The organism is Croceibacterium salegens, from assembly GCF_009827435.1.
In the GTDB taxonomy this organism is placed as follows: domain Bacteria; phylum Pseudomonadota; class Alphaproteobacteria; order Sphingomonadales; family Sphingomonadaceae; genus Croceibacterium_B; species Croceibacterium_B salegens.
On record NZ_WTYM01000023.1, the window covers coordinates 12,922 to 27,609 of the forward strand.

General features: G+C 66.2%; 15 protein-coding genes. 11 read left to right on the plus strand and 4 right to left on the minus strand.

Features of this window, described 5'->3' with window-relative positions:
• Window positions 1-62 precede the first annotated feature (62 nt).
• Entirely contained in the window at window positions 63-2,636 is a 2,574-nt protein-coding gene (locus GRI89_RS18220) for a helix-turn-helix transcriptional regulator (RefSeq protein WP_159791579.1), read from the minus strand.
• A gap of 113 nt (window positions 2,637-2,749) precedes the next feature.
• On the opposite strand from GRI89_RS18220, the gene GRI89_RS01720 reads away from it, so the two are divergent.
• From GRI89_RS01720 to eda, 11 genes are all read left to right on the plus strand, one after another.
• Window positions 2,750-3,022 carry a DUF4242 domain-containing protein gene (locus tag GRI89_RS01720; protein ID WP_159791581.1) on the plus strand — a complete coding sequence of 91 codons (273 nt, stop codon included), beginning with the start codon at window positions 2,750-2,752 and terminating at the stop codon, window positions 3,020-3,022.
• Window positions 3,023-3,126: 104 nt separating this feature from the next.
• Window positions 3,127-3,270 carry a hypothetical protein gene (locus GRI89_RS01725; RefSeq protein WP_159791583.1) on the plus strand — a complete coding sequence of 48 codons (144 nt, stop codon included), beginning with the start codon at window positions 3,127-3,129 and terminating at the stop codon, window positions 3,268-3,270.
• Window positions 3,271-3,304: 34 nt separating this feature from the next.
• Window positions 3,305-3,871: an OsmC family protein gene (locus GRI89_RS01730; RefSeq protein WP_159791585.1), complete on the plus strand. Its 567-nt coding sequence runs from the start codon at window positions 3,305-3,307 to the stop codon at window positions 3,869-3,871.
• A gap of 31 nt (window positions 3,872-3,902) precedes the next feature.
• Window positions 3,903-5,153, plus strand: coding sequence for an NAD(P)-binding domain-containing protein (locus GRI89_RS01735; protein WP_159791587.1), 1,251 nt, complete (start codon window positions 3,903-3,905; stop codon window positions 5,151-5,153).
• Between the two features lie 21 nt (window positions 5,154-5,174).
• Window positions 5,175-5,720, plus strand: a complete 546-nt coding sequence (locus GRI89_RS01740) for an OsmC family protein (protein ID WP_159791589.1) — start codon at window positions 5,175-5,177, stop codon at window positions 5,718-5,720.
• Entirely contained in the window at window positions 5,710-6,531 is an 822-nt protein-coding gene (locus GRI89_RS01745; protein WP_159791591.1) for a class I SAM-dependent methyltransferase, read from the plus strand. Before GRI89_RS01740 ends, GRI89_RS01745 begins: the two co-directional genes overlap by 11 nt.
• A gap of 118 nt (window positions 6,532-6,649) precedes the next feature.
• A complete protein-coding gene (gene bioB, locus GRI89_RS01750) occupies window positions 6,650-7,669 on the plus strand; it encodes a biotin synthase BioB (protein ID WP_159791593.1) in 1,020 nt (339 codons plus the stop codon).
• A gap of 7 nt (window positions 7,670-7,676) precedes the next feature.
• Window positions 7,677-8,831 carry an aminotransferase class I/II-fold pyridoxal phosphate-dependent enzyme gene (locus GRI89_RS01755; protein WP_159791595.1) on the plus strand — a complete coding sequence of 385 codons (1,155 nt, stop codon included), beginning with the start codon at window positions 7,677-7,679 and terminating at the stop codon, window positions 8,829-8,831.
• On the plus strand, window positions 8,828-9,442 hold the full coding sequence (gene bioD, locus GRI89_RS01760; RefSeq protein WP_159791597.1) for a dethiobiotin synthase: 615 nt from the start codon (window positions 8,828-8,830) through the stop codon (window positions 9,440-9,442). The genes GRI89_RS01755 and bioD overlap by 4 nt, the downstream gene beginning before the upstream one ends.
• Window positions 9,439-10,704, plus strand: coding sequence for an adenosylmethionine--8-amino-7-oxononanoate transaminase (locus GRI89_RS01765; protein ID WP_159791599.1), 1,266 nt, complete (start codon window positions 9,439-9,441; stop codon window positions 10,702-10,704). Before bioD ends, GRI89_RS01765 begins: the two co-directional genes overlap by 4 nt.
• Window positions 10,705-10,772: 68 nt before the next feature.
• Window positions 10,773-11,384 carry a bifunctional 4-hydroxy-2-oxoglutarate aldolase/2-dehydro-3-deoxy-phosphogluconate aldolase gene (eda, locus tag GRI89_RS01770; protein ID WP_159791601.1) on the plus strand — a complete coding sequence of 204 codons (612 nt, stop codon included), beginning with the start codon at window positions 10,773-10,775 and terminating at the stop codon, window positions 11,382-11,384.
• On the opposite strand, the gene maiA is transcribed toward eda, so the two are convergent.
• From maiA to hmgA, 3 genes are read right to left on the minus strand one after another with little or no spacing between them, the layout of a single operon-like run.
• A complete protein-coding gene (gene maiA / locus GRI89_RS01775) occupies window positions 11,381-12,022 on the minus strand; it encodes a maleylacetoacetate isomerase (RefSeq protein WP_201290846.1) in 642 nt (213 codons plus the stop codon). The two genes, eda and maiA, sit on opposite strands and share 4 nt — an antisense overlap.
• Complete coding sequence (gene fahA / locus GRI89_RS01780) at window positions 12,019-13,311, minus strand: fumarylacetoacetase (RefSeq protein WP_159791603.1); 1,293 nt, start codon at window positions 13,309-13,311, stop codon at window positions 12,019-12,021. Before fahA ends, maiA begins: the two co-directional genes overlap by 4 nt.
• Complete coding sequence (gene hmgA / locus GRI89_RS01785; RefSeq protein ID WP_159791605.1) at window positions 13,312-14,595, minus strand: homogentisate 1,2-dioxygenase; 1,284 nt, start codon at window positions 14,593-14,595, stop codon at window positions 13,312-13,314.
• Window positions 14,596-14,688: the final 93 nt, after the last annotated feature.

Below are 14,688 nucleotides of genomic sequence, written 5' to 3' on the forward strand. Positions count from 1 at the left end.
TGAGTCGGCATGCGCCCTCGCAAATCGAGGAACTTCAAAATTCCAAATGGTAATGCTTGAGTCTAATCGAGCAAATTCTCGCGCCGGGCCAGGGCAGCGGCCTCTCCCCGGGTCCTCGTCGTCGTTTTGGCAAGGATCGACGACACGTGGTGGTCGACTGTCTTTGGCGAGACGAACAGCTTGTTGGCGATTTCCTTGTTGCTGAGGCCACCGTCGATTTCCCGCAGGACATCGAGTTCACGCCTCGTCAGACCATGCTGATTCAGGCGGGTTGAGGCGCGCGGTCCGCGAGTGCCCTTGCGAATACCCCGATGGAACAGGTCGGCGCGGACCCGGGCTGCTGTGGCATCGGCACCGAGCTGGTCGAGGATGGCGAGGCCGCGCGTTGCCTGGTCCTCGTCTCCCTCTATAAGCATCAGGGCTTCGTCAAAGGGCATGTCGAGGTCGTGCATTGCCGCAGCCGCCCCGGCGATGTCCCCGGTCGCGAGCAGAGCCAAGGGTTGTGGCATATGAGCCGGGGCTTTGAGTGGCTGCCCGAGCTTTCGACTCCAGAACCACAGCTCCGCCGCGTCCCACGGCCGCCCGTCCGAGCCGCACTGGTCGAAGGCCTGCCCTAGCAATTCAAGCGCAGCTTCGTGCCCTTCGCCAACAGTCCATGCGTGCTCGGCAACGATCATCGCATAGCTGTTGAAACGCGGCGCCTCCTTTCCTTGTGCGCCGTGCTCACGCAAGTTGTCGAGCTGCTCCTCGGCTCCCGGAAGGCCACGCCGGATGAGTAGCGAGGCGGCGGCGCGCGAGGCCGGGTTGCGCACGAGCGTAGTGCCGGCGGGGTGGACGAGGACTGCTCCAGCTTCGACCATAGCCTCGTCCCAGCGGCCCAACCCGAGCAACGCCATTGCCCTCCCGCCGCGCAGGTATTGCTCCCAAGCCGCCAGCTCGTGCTCACGGCAGAAATCGATTCCGACTGAAAGGTGGATCAGGGCCTCGTCAAGTGCCGGGTACACTAGGGAGCGCCAGGCGCGCAGGATGTAACCGCGCGCCACATGCTCGTGGCTGCCACTCTCGAAGCCCAGAGCAATCCCCTGCTCGATCATGGCCAGGCTGCGATCGCGATCCCGGTATTGCAGCGCCGTGCCATGATTGAGGAGGGTGGTGGAAAGGATGTCCGTTCGCCCGAGACGCTTGGCGATGGGCTCGGCCAATTCGCTCCAGCGCACCGCTTCGTCATTGTGGTCCGCCAGCATCGCGAGCTGGGCGCGCGTGGCATAGGCGTTGGCGAGCTCGGCGGTCTCGCCCAGCGGTTCGAGCACGGCGACGGCCTCGCCGGCCGCCTCGTCCGCCAATGCGCGCTCACCGTTCATGTAGCGTAATCGGGAGAGGAAGCGCAGGCAATCACCGAGCCGCAACCGATCATCGGTGCGCGTGTGGAGCGCGATCACGTGCTGCTGCCACTGGATCGCTTCGGGCAACATGCCGATCATGTGCAGTTCGAAGGCATAGCGTTCGTAAGTGAGTGGATCGTCGACCGGTTCGCCGGTCTCGAGCATCGCACCCCATGATCGCGCCGCCTCGCCGTGCGCCCCCAGCCTTGCGGCCTGTTCGGCGGCGATGGGGGCAAGCTCCACGATCCGTTCGCGGTTGTTCGAGGCGATGGCGTGGTGCAGGCGGCGGGCGGCGCTGGCGCCGGCCCGGTCGAGCCGCTCGAGTTCGCTGGTGTGGAGTTGCCGGCGGCGCAGCGGGGTCAATGAAGCCTCGATGGCGTGGCGGGTGAGCTCGTGGCGAAAGGCGAGGCCGTCACCGTCGGGCAGCAGCAGCCCGCAATCGATGCAGGTCTGGACGAACTCGTCGTCGGTGCCTGCCGCCTCGATCTGTTCGATCGATACCCGCCGCGGGATGATCGAACAGAACTCGAGAAATGCCCTGGCCTCGGTCGGGAGCAGGCTTGCCCGGCCGGTGACGAGTTCGTCAATGGTGTGCGAGCGCGCGCCCGAGTTGGCCAGCAGCTCGGTGACGAGGAGCGGATTGCCGTTGGTCGCCTCGTGGATTTGTGAGCCGATTTGGCCCTGCGCCGCGGCGAGCTGACCGACCGCTATGGACGACAGTCCGTCGAGGTCGAAGCGGCTGCGCGCGGAAGGCGGAAGGTCGCCGGCGGCTCGCACGATCCGGCTACGCGCGGTCTGCTCCTCGTTGCGCGAGCTGATCACCACAAGCAGCGGGAGATCCTCGATCCGGCGTCCGATGTAGCGGATGAAGTCGATACTGCCGTCGTCGGCCCAGTGCAGGTCTTCGATGAAGAGTACGGTCGGGACCTGCGAGAGTTTGTCCAGCGTCTGGCGAAACAGGTCGAGGCGCGATCCGCCGTCCTGCGCGGCATCGACCAACCCGGCGCTGATGTCGGGCAACTCGCGCAGGATCGTGAAGGCCTCGGCAGAACTGATGTCCTCGCACGCGGTCCACACCGTACGGAACTGCTCCGCGGCGCGCTCCCTCGCTGCTCGCAGCACGCTGGTCTTGCCGATCCCCGCCTCGCCGATGACGAAGGCGACCTTGCCCCGTCCCTCCGCAGCGGCAGCCGCGAGGGCATCAAGGTCATCAAGGACATGATCGCGTTCGAGCAGCATCCCTAGGTTCAACATATTTGAGAATCCAAAAATAGGGAGCCGGGAATTTCAAAATGGGGAGGACCGCCGATGCGGGCCGGCATGACCTGGGCGAAATAGGACTGGTTGAACAAGCAATGGAGTTTGTCATGCCGCGTTACATTGTCGAACGGACTTTTTCGTCGGGCCTCCACCTCCCCTGTACGCAGGACGGGGCCAGCACCTGCGCCAATGTCGTCGAACGCAATGCCGAAGGCGGTGTGACCTGGGTCCAGAGCTTCGTGTCAGCCGACAAGCAAAAGACGTTCTGCGTCTACGATGGTCCGGATCCAGCTGCGATCCGCGCCGCCGCCGAGCGGAACGGCCTGCCGGCCGATGCCATCACCGAAGTGCGGGTACTCGATCCGTACTTCTACCACTGAACCCCCGCCGGACGGCTGCTTCTCGCCGTCCACAAACGATCGGCCCGGTCCCGCCGTCCCAGTCCCTCCAACCAGGAACCGGGCCGATCCAACGGAGATGAACTGTGATTTGTGAACTTACCCCCGCGGTCATCGCGAGAAAGCGCCGGCTTGCCAGGATCTGCGTTCTGATGAGCGCAATGCTGTCGAGCACGGTGGTGATCTCGATGACCATCCTCATGGTCACCGGCCCGGCCGGGCTGGCCTGACCCCAAACTACTCAATCCAAACTGGAGAGTACCAATGTCTGTTATCGATACCCCCCGTACCGTTCTGAATGGCGTCAACGTCGATGCCTTGCTCGGCGCTCGCGTCGCGCTCGAATCCGCCCCGCCGGCCGCCGCCTTCACCTGGAAGGCGACTGCCGAATGGCAGGACGGCGTGCATACCCGCACCTCGATCAATGGCTTCCATGGTCTTGGCGAAGACCATCGCCGCGAACGCACCTTCGCGATCGACACCGACCATCCGCCGTGCTTTGCGGCAACCGATCTCGGCGCCACACCGGTGGAAGTCGTCCTGGCCGGCCTCGCCGGGTGCCTCGGCGCGGGCATTGCCACCGTCGCGGAAAACCGCGGTGTCAAGCTGCACAGCGTCAAGGCCGTTCTCGAAGCCGACATGGACCTGTTCGGCATCCTCGGCATCGATGCCGACGTCCGTAACGGCTTCTCGGCCGTGCGCGTCAACTTCGAGATCGTGGCCGATGCCAGCGACGAGGACATCCGCGCGATCGTCGCCCAGTCGCAGAAGCGTTCGGCGGTGTTCGACATCCTCGTCAACCCGACGAACGTCGTCGTCGAAGTGAACTGAGCCGGTCCCGGTTCGAACAAGGAGCGAGTCCATGCGCAAGGTAACAACGCTGATTGTCGGAGCCGGCCAGGCCGGCCTCGCGATGAGCCGCGAACTCACCGCCCGCTCGATCGACCACGTCCTCCTCGAGAGGGGAGAAGTGGCGAACAGCTGGCGCACCGAACGCTGGGACTCGCTCCGCCTTCTTACGCCCAACTGGATGAGCGCACTTCCCGGGATGCCCTATCTCGGGACCTCGCCGGACGGCTTCATGTCGATGGGCGAGACGGTCGCCCTGCTCGATCGCTACGGGGCGCAGGTCGCTGCGCCGATCGAAGCGAATACCACCGTGCAAGAGATTCAATCGATCGATTCCGGGTACCTCGTCCAGACGGATCGCGGATCGTGGAAATGCCGCACGCTGGTGATCGCCAGCGGCGCCTGCAACATCGCCAGCCGGCCGCGCTGGTCGTCGGAGCTGCCGGGCAAAATCGCTTCGCTGACCCCGATGGACTACCGCGCGCCCGACATGCTGGAGCCGGCCCCCGTGCTGGTCGTCGGAGCTTCGGCGAGCGGGGCGCAATTAGCGCGGGAAATCCAGCTTTCCGGCCGCGACGTGGTACTGGCGACGGGCGAACACGTCCGTGCGCCGCGCCGTTACCGCGGTCTCGACATCATGCACTGGATGGAAGCCTGCGGCATCTTCGGTCGCCGGATCGAGGATGCCGACGATGCCCGCCGCGCCCGCCGCGTGCCTTCGATCCAGCTCTCGGGCGGTGATCCGGCCGAGACGCTCGACCTCAACAGTCTGCAGGACATCGGCGTGCGCATTGCCGGGCGTGCGATGGGGTGCAGCAGCGGAACGATCCAGTTTTCCGGCGCGCTGGCCAATGTCTGCGCGCTCGCCGATCTCAAGATGAACCGCATGCTAGGTGAAATCGACGCCTGGATCGACGAACAGGGCCTCGTCGGCGCAGTCGAACCTGTCGAGCGCTTTCGTTCGACCGAATTGCCGGACGATCCGCTGCTTTCGCTCGACCTGGCGCGTGCGGGCATCCGGACCGTCATCTGGGCGACCGGCTATCGACCCGACTACAGATGGCTCGGCCTGCCGGTCCTCACGCCGCGCGGCGAGCTGAGGCACGATCGCGGCGTGGTCGATGCGCCGGGCGTCTACGTGCTCGGCCTGCCGTTCATGCGAACCCGCAAGTCGAGCTTCATTGCCGGAGTCGGCGCAGATGCCGCCGCACTTGCCTCGCACCTCCACGATTACCTCGCCTGCGCTTCACGCGCGGCGGCCTGACTGCACACGAAGGAGAGACCGATGCCCACCGCAACCGAAACCCGGATCGCACTCGAACGCGCCGACAAGCTGGTGACCCTCGCCCCCGAGCGCGGTCAGCGCACCTACACTAACACCGCCCGCATCGAGAGCGGCACCCTGTGCAGCGTCGAGGAGAAGGGCCACCGTTTCCTCGTCGATGCCGGCAAGGGCCTCGGCGGTGGCAACGAGGAGCCGACGCCCAGCGCCCTGCTGCGCAGCGCCCTGAGCAGCTGCATCGCCATCGGCGTCAAGCTGTGGGCGGCGCGGCGCGAAATACCAATCGACCATGTCGAGGTCACGCTCGAGACCGACACCGATGCGCGCGGGCTGTTGGGCCTGTGTAGCAGGACCCCTCCAGGTTTCACCGGAATGCGAGTACAGATCGACGTGCGGTCCCCGGCACCGCGCGAAGTTGTCGAAGATGTCGTCGCAACATCGCTGCGCCTCAGCCCGCTGGTCGATGCGCTCGCCAACGCCCAACAGATCCAAACCTTCACTCATGTCGAATCGGCCCTCGCCGAAATGGGAGGCGACCATGGACGCTAACCTCCAGCTTCGCATCCAGCGCTACGGCTGGGACAAGGCGGCCGACTGCTACGAAGACGGCTGGCGCGACAGCCTCGCGCTCGCACAGCGCAAGCTGCTCGAACGGGCTGGGCCCCAGCCGGCCGAGCGCGTCCTCGACATTGCCTGCGGCACGGGCCTCGTCACCTTTCCGCTCGCCGAAGCCGTTGGGCCGGATGGCAATGTCATCGCGAGCGACCTGTCGCAGCGCATGGTAGATATTCTCGCCGGCGAAGCCTCGGCCCGCGGCTATTGCTGGGTCGAGTCGGTCAGGGCAGGGGCCGATGCGCACCGGATGGTTCCAGATGGCTCGATCGACCTCGTGACTTGCGCGCTCGGCTTGATGTATTTCCCCGATACCCGCGCCGTCATGCAGGAGGTCCTGCGGGTGCTGCGCCCCGGCGGACGTGCGGTGTTTGCGGTCTGGGGCGACCGGCGCAACTGCGGATGGGCGGACATCTTCCCGATTGTCGACGCCCGGGTGAAATCCGAGGTCTGCCCGCTGTTCTTCCGCCTCGGCACCAGTGGCGCGCTGGCGCGTGAAATGGGTTGGGCCGGCTTCGAACTGGAATCGGAAGACTGCCTCTCGACTCACCTGCCCTACGACAGTGCCGAGCGTGCACTCGAAGCGGCCTTTGCGGGCGGGCCCGTTGCGCTCGCCTACAACCGCTTCGACGAGCAGATGCGCGAGGAGGCTCATGCCGAATACCTCGCCTCAATCGCTCCGTTCCTCGGCGACGACGGATACCGAATTCCCGGCGAATTTGTTGTCTGCAGCGGCCGCAAGTCGTGAAGGGGGTGGTTGACCGGTCACGCAATCTAACTAGAGCCGAATGTGGTACCGAGAAGCAGTCAGAGAACATTTGCAAGCGGGCGGCCACCTCCGACATAGTGGCGGCCTGAGGAGAGGTATGCCGTTGACGCGTGACGACTGGACTCGCGAGGAAATCGCCGCCCTGTTCGACCTGCCGTTCACCGAACTGGTGTTTCGCGCGGCCGAGGTCCACCGCGCGCACCACCCGGCTGACGAGGTGCAGCTGTGCACCCTGCTGTCGATCAAGACCGGCGGTTGCCCCGAGGATTGCGGCTATTGCTCGCAGAGCGCCCATGCCGACAGCGAGGTCGAGGCAACCAAGTTGATGGACGTGCGCGCGGTGCTGCAGCGCGCGGCGCAGGCGAAGGATGCCGGAAGCCAGCGTTTCTGCATGGGCGCAGCCTGGCGCAACCCCAAGGATCGCGATATGCCAAAGATCGTCGAGATCGTGAAGGGCGTGCGCGCCATGGGTATGGAGACCTGCATGACGCTTGGCATGCTGACTCCGGCGCAGGCCGAACTGCTCGCCGAGGCGGGGCTCGACTACTATAACCACAATGTCGACACTGGCCCCGAGTACTACGAGCGGGTCATCTCGACGCGGACCTACGAAGACCGACTAACGACGCTCGATAACGTCCGGCAAGCGGGTATCAACGTGTGTTCGGGCGGGATCGTGGGGATGGGCGAGACGCGCGAGGACCGGGTCGGCTTCATCCACACGCTGGCGACGCTGGAGCGGCACCCGGAAAGCGTGCCGGTCAACGCGCTGGTCCCGGTCAAGGGCACTCCGCTCGGCGACATGCTGGCCGATACGCCGCTGGCCAAGATCGACGACATCGAGTTCGTCCGCACGGTGGCGGTAGCGCGGATCACAATGCCGCTCTCGATGGTCCGCCTCTCGGCCGGACGCGAGAGTATGTCCGACGCGACGCAGGCGCTGTGCTTCATGGCCGGGGCGAACTCGATCTTCACCGGCGACAAGCTGCTGACCGCACCCAACGCCGGAGATGACGAGGACGCCGCGCTGTTTTCGCGGCTCGGCCTGAAGCCGCTCACCGGCGAGGAGCCGATGCGGCAGGGCGCGTGCCGGAAGGACCGCGTTCCCGCGGAGTAGGGACGCAATGCTCGATCGAATTGCCGCCGCCCTCGCCGAACGCAAGCGCAAGGGGCTGCTGCGCACGCTTCGTCCGCTGGCGCCGGGAAAACCGGGCCATGTCGTGCGCGAAGGGCGCGAGCTGATCGACCTTTCGAGCAACGACTACCTCGGGCTGACGCGGAATCAGGTGCTGATGAAGCGCTGCATTCAATGGACTGAACATCTCGGAACAGGTTCGCGCGCGTCGCGGCTGGTCACCGGGACGCTCGAACAGCACGCGGCGGTCGAAGCGAAGCTGGCGGCCTTCAAGGGCAGCGAGGCGGCGCTGCTGTTCGCTTCCGGCTGGCAGGCCAACGCCTCGATCTTCAAGGCTCTGGTCAAACTGGCCCCCGGCACGACGATTTTCGCCGACGAAGTGGTCCACGCGAGCATGCACCTCGGCATAGCCGCAGCGGGCAAGCGGCAGGTCCGCTTCCCTCACAACGACCTCGACGAACTCGACCGCCTGCTGGCCGAGCAGGGCCCTCTGGCCGAAGAGCGCATCATCGTCACCGAGAGCGTTTTCAGCATGGACGGCGACCGCTGCGACCTCGTTCGCCTGACCGAGATTGCGCGCCACCACGATGCCTTCCTCATCGTCGACGAGGCCCATGCCACCGGCGTGCTTGGTCCGCGCGGGGCGGGGCTTTCGGCTGAGGCAGGGGTCGATGTCGACCTGGTCATCGGCACTTTCAGCAAGGCCTTGGGATCGTTCGGGGCCTATGTCGCCGGGTCGCAATTGCTGTGCGACTACCTCGTCAACGCGTGCAGCGGTTTAATCTATTCTACCGCGCTTCCGCCCCCCGTTCTGGGGGCGATAGACGCTGCGCTCGACCTCGTTCCCGGCATGGATGCCGAGCGGGCGCACCTTGCCGCCCTGGCCGACCGGCTGCGGAAGGGCCTGCAGCGGCAAGGTTTCGACACCGCCGATTCCGACACGCAGATCGTCCCCCTGCTGGTCGGCGGCGAGGACGAGACGCTGGCGCTGGCGAGGCGGCTGGAGGAGCAGGGCGTCCTCGGCGTCGCCATCCGCCCGCCGACCGTGCCGCCGGGCACCGCGCGCATCCGCTTCGCCCTGTCGTGCGTCCACCACGAGGACGATATCGACTGCCTGCTCGAAGCGCTGGGGGAAACGGTTTGAGCTACATCGTCAGCGGCACCGATACCGATGTCGGGAAGACGGTCTTCGCCGCCGGTCTCGCGGCGGCCATGGGGGCGGATTACTGGAAGCCCGCGCAGGCCGGACTCGATGGTGCGACCGACAGCGGCGAAGTGGCGCGACTGGCTCCCGGTGTGCACATCCACCCCGAGGCCTATCGGCTGGCAACCCCATGCTCGCCGCACGAGGCTGCGCGGATCGACGGGGTCGAGATCGAGCTGGCCAGGCTGGCTTTGCCGACGACCAACCGCCCGCTGGTGGTCGAGGGGGCAGGGGGCGTCCTCGTTCCCTACCGCTTGGACCTGCTCGCGGCGGACATCTTCGCCCACTGGGGCCTGCCGGTGGTGCTGGTCGCCCGCACCGCGCTCGGCACCATCAACCACAGCCTGCTGTCGATCGAGGCCCTGCGTGCCCGCGATGTGCCGGTAGCGGGCGTTGCCTTCATCGGCGAGGCCGAGCCGGCGGCCGAACGCGCCATCATCGAAATCGGCAGGGTGCCTCATCTCGGCCGCCTTCCGCACCTCGATCCGCTGACCGCAGAGACGCTAGCCGAGGCCTTCGCCACAGGGATCCGCACGGACCTGCTGGCATGAGCGGCACCTCGCCGGTCTGGCACCCGTTCACCCAGCACGGCCTCGGCGAGCCTATTCCGCTGGTCGAGCGCGCCGAGGGTGCAGCGCTCTACACCGCCGACGGACGGCGGGTGATCGACGCCATTTCGAGCTGGTGGGTCACCACCCACGGCCACAACCACCCGCGTATCGTCGCGGCCATCGCCGAGCAGGCGCAGAAACTCGACCAGCTGATCTTCGCCGGCTGGACCCACGAACCCGCCGAGACGCTCGCGCGCGGGCTGGTCGAGATCATGCCCGACGGGCTCGACTATGTGTTCTTCTCCGATTCCGGCTCCACCAGCGTCGAGGTCGCGCTGAAGATGGCCCTCGGCTTCTGGAGCAATCGTGGTGAGCCGCGCCACCGCATCCTCGTCATGCAGCACAGCTACCACGGCGACACCATCGGCGGCATGTCGGTGGGCGAACGCGGGGTCTACAACCAGGCCTACAGCCCGCTGCTGTTCGACGTCGGCACGATTCCCTTCCCACACGCCGGACAGGAGCAGGCGACGTATGACGCGCTGGACGCAGCCTGTGCCAGCACCGACGTCGCCGCCTTCATCGTCGAGCCCCTGCTGCTCGGGGCCGGCGGCATGCTGATGTACTCCCCAGCGGTACTGGCCGAAATGCGCGCCATCTGCGCACGCCACGGCGTGCTGTTCATCGCCGACGAGGTAATGACCGGCTGGGGTCGCACGGGCACATTGACGGCCTGCGAGCAGGCGGGCGTGGTCCCTGACATCATGTGCCTCGCGAAGGGGCTGACCGGGGGCAGCATGCCACTGGCGGTCACGCTGGCGAACGCGCCGATCTTCGAGGCGCACATGTCACAGGACCGCGCGCGGATGTTCTTCCACTCCTCCAGCTACACCGCCAACCCGATCGCCTGCGCCGCCGCGAACGCAAACCTCGCGATCTGGCGCGAGGAGCCGGTATTCGAACGGATCGCCAGCCTGGCGGCGCGCGAGGCCGAGGGTTTCGCCCGGATCGCCGGCCGACACCCCGTCGCGAACCTGCGCCAGTGCGGCACCGTCGCCGCGTTCGATATCGAGGTGACCGACGCCGGATATCTCTCGCATCTCGGGCCGCAGCTGCTCGCCAGTTTCCGCGAGCAGGACGTGCTGCTGCGCCCGCTCGGCAATACGATCTACGTCATGCCGCCCTACTGCATTTCCGATGCGGACCTGGAAACGGTCTTCGCCGCAATCGACCGTGCACTGACGAAGGTGATCCGCACCTGAGCTTGGTAGTGGACCGCCGCACCGGAAATGCGATAGGCGCGCGATCATCCACACCACGGAGTACGTGAATGGCCGACATCGCCGAGATCATGCAGCTTGCCCCGGTCATCCCGGTCATCGTGATCGACGACGTCGACCACGCCGTGCCGCTTGCCGAAGCGCTGGTGGCAGGCGGGTTGCCCGTGCTCGAAGTGACCTTGCGGACCCCTGCGGCGCTAGCTTCCATCGCGGCCATGAAGTCGGTGCCCGGTGCCGTGGTCGGGGCCGGGACCGTGCTCAACCCCACGCACTTCGAAGCGGCGCTGGCTGCGGGCAGCGAGTTCATCGTCTCCCCCGGCTTGACCGAGCCGCTTGCCAAGGCGGCCATCACCTGGGGAACGGCGTTCCTGCCCGGCACAGCGAACGCAGGCGACATCATGCGCGGGCTCGACATGGGTCTGACGCATTTCAAGTTCTTTCCGGCGACTGCGGCGGGCGGGCTACCGGCGCTGAAGTCGCTCGCATCGGTGTTCGGCGACGTGCGCTTCTGCCCGACCGGCGGGATCACCGAAGAGACCGCAACCGAGTGGCTGGCGCTCACGCAAGTGCTGTGCGTCGGCGGAAGCTGGATCGCCCCGCGCGGCCCGGTCGACCGGGAGGCGGTTGAGGCGGCAGCCAAGCGGGCTGCGGCGCTGGGCTAGTCCGCGTCCGGCTGGTTGTCGGGATGCGCCGCGGCGACCGGCGGTTCGCCCCGCGCATTCTCCACAGCCTGCATCAGCCTCGGCCAGCGTGTGCAATCGACGTTGAAGCGCTCGGCCGAATAGACTTGCGGCACGAGGTGGCAATCGACCGCGGTCAGCGTGTCGCCATAGGCAAACCGCCCGCCGTGCTGCCCGATCGTCGCTTCCAGCGCATCGAATCCGGCCGCGATCCACGTGCCGGCCCAGGCGTCGACACCTTGCTGATCTACTTCAAGTTCGCGGCGTAGATACTTAAGAATTCGTAAATTATTGAGCGGATGAATGTCGCAGGCGACAGTCATCGCCATGGCCCGGACCTTGGCGCGCTCCGCCCCGCCTGTGGGGAACAGCGCGGGTTCGGGATAGCGCTCGTCGAGCCATTCGATGATCGCCGAGGACTGGGTCAGGATGCCGTCGTCGCACTCCAGCGCCGGAACGAGGCCTTGCGGATTGAGTGCAAGATAGCTCGCCGATTTCTGCTCGCCCTCGCGCAGGTCGACCGGTTCCTGCCGATAGGCGAGGCCCTTGATATTGAGTGCGATGCGCGTGCGGTAGCTGGTGCCCGAGCGCCAGTAGCCGTGCAGGACCAGCTCGCTCATCCCACGATCCGCCCGCGGCATTCGCCGAAACCGATTGTGCGGCGGCCTTCACGCACGGCGTGTGCGCGCATGACGATTTCGTCGCCGTCCTGGAGGAAGGTGCGGGTTTCGCCGCCCGGCAGTTCGATGGCTTTCTTCCCGCCTTCCGACAGTTCGAGCAGGCTGCCGAAAGTGTCGGGCGTCTCGTTCGACAGCGTGCCGGTGCCGAGCAGGTCGCCCGGCTGCAAGTTGCAGCCGTTCACCGTGTGGTGTGCGATCAGTTGCGCCGCGGTCCAGTACATCGCGCTCATCGGGCCCTTCGAGAGGCGATGCGGTTCAATACCCGCGGCACGCATCTTGGCGGTGCTGAGCAGCACTTCCATTTCGATGGCATAGGCGCCGTGGTCCTGGTCGGCTGCATCGGAAAGGTAGGGCAGCGGCGCCGGGTCGCCCTCGGGGCGGGCGGGCTGTGCGATGCGGAATGGGGCCAGCGCGGCGCTCGTCACCACCCATGGCGAGATCGTCGAATTGAAATTCTTGGCCAGGAACGGCCCGAGCGGCTGGTATTCCCACGCCTGCAGGTCGCGCGCCGACCAGTCGTTGAGGATCGAAAGCCCGGCAATGTGGTCGCCCGCTTCGCCGATAGGGATTGGCTGGCCCATCGCGTTCGATCCGCTGGTCCAGACTGCCATTTCCATCTCGTAGTCGAGCCGTTTCGAGGGGCCGAACAGCGGTGCGTCGCCGTCTGGGTTCTTCTGCTGGCCCTGCGGTCGGATCACGTCGCAGCCACTCGGCACGATCGAGCTGGCGCGGCCGTGGTAACCGATCGGCACCCACTTGTAATTGGGCAGTAAGGGGTTGTCCGGCCGGAACTGTTTGCCAACGTTTTCAGCGTGATGGATGCCAGTGTAGAAATCGGTGTAGTCGCCGATGGCGAATGGCAGATGCAGTGTGCAATCGGTCATTCTGTGCAGGAATCGGCTAACCTCAGCCTTACTTGAGATATCGGTGAAAAGGCCAAAAAGACTTGTTCGAAGCGCGTCGGCGGCGAAATTGCCTCTCGAAAACAGGGCATTGAGCGTGGCGCCCGACGCGAGGGTCGCAGCTTCGGCGGCAGGGCCGCTCAGGAGGGGGGCAACGGCGCCCAGATCGCACACGAAATCGCCGATTGCCACGCCGCCGCGCCTTGTGCCGTCCCCTGTCGAGAAGATCCCGAGCGGCAGGTTCTGCACCGGGAATTCCGAATGGTCGTCGGCGCCGTCCACCCAGCTCGAGGCGGTGGGATCGTGGGTTTCGTCGAGTGCAGTCATCTAGGGAAGCTTCGCCTTTTCGAATCCGTGCCAGCTGTGATCGTAATCCGCCTGCAGGCCGGGAAGTTCCATCGCCGCGGCGGTCGGGCGGATGACCCAGCGGCTTTCGAACATGAAGGCCAGCGTGTCGTCGAGCTTCACTGGCTTGAGGTCGGCTTCCATCGCCTTGCGGACAGAGGTCGCGTCGGGGCCGTGCCCGTTCATCTGGTTGTGCAGGCTCGCGCCGCCGGGCTCGAATCCGCCCCCTTCCTTGGCATCGTAGACGCCGTGGATCAGACCCATGAACTCGCTCATTGTGTTGCGGTGAAACCACGGCGGGCGGAAGGTGTCTTCGGCGACCATCCAGCGCGGCGGAAAGATCACGAAGTCGCAGTTGGCGGTTCCGTGGATCTCGCCGGGGGAGGTCAGGACGGTGAAGATCGACGGGTCGGGGTGGTCGAAGCTGACTGTGCCGATGGTGTTGAAGCGGGCGAGGTCGTAGCGCATCGGGACCGAGTTGCCGTGCCAGGCGACGACGTCGAACGGCGAGTGATCGATGGTCGTGCGCCAGAGGTGGCCCTGAAACTTCTGCACCACCTCGAACTCGCCTTCGACGTCCTCGAACCACGCTACCGGCGCTTCGAAGTCGCGCGGGTTGGCGAGGCCGTTCGAACCGATCGGGCCGAGGTCGGGCAGCTGGAACGGCGCGCCGTAGTTCTCGCAGACATAGCCGCGGCTCGGCCCGTCGAGCGCGACGGCGAAGCGCAGGCCGCGCGGGATCAGCGCGATGTGGCCTGGCGGCACGTCCATCCGGCCGAGCTCGGTGGTGATGTGCAGCGTGCCCTGCTGCGGCACGATCAGCAGCTCGCCGTCGCTGTCCTGCACCACGCGCCGCTCCATCGAGCGGCCGGCGGCGTAAAGGTGGATGCCTATGCCCGCTCCCGTGCCGACGTCGCCGTTACCGCCGTAGGTCACCAGTCCTTCGAGCCAGTCGGCGTTCTCGTCGAGCGGCAGCGGATCCCAGCGCAGCCGGTTGGGGCTGACCGGGCCCTGCGTGAACGGGGCGGTGGCGAGGCGGGCGAAGCCTTCCAACGGCTCGAACGGCGCGTGCTCGGCCATCGGGCGCATGCGGTAGAGCCAGGTGCGGCGGTTCTGCGCACGGGGCGCGGTGAAGGCGGTGGTCGAAAATTGCTCGGCATAGAGTCCGAAGGCAGGGCGTTGCGGGCTGTTGCGCCCGACGGGCAGCGCGCCTCCGACGGCCTCGCTGGCAAAGTGATTGCCGAATCCGGTGATATAGTTTTGCATGAAACTATCTCCTGGCGCGGCGAATATGCCTGACCTCCTGACAAATCAACCATTCTCCCGCCGAACGGCCTCCAGCGAATTGCCATTTGCCGG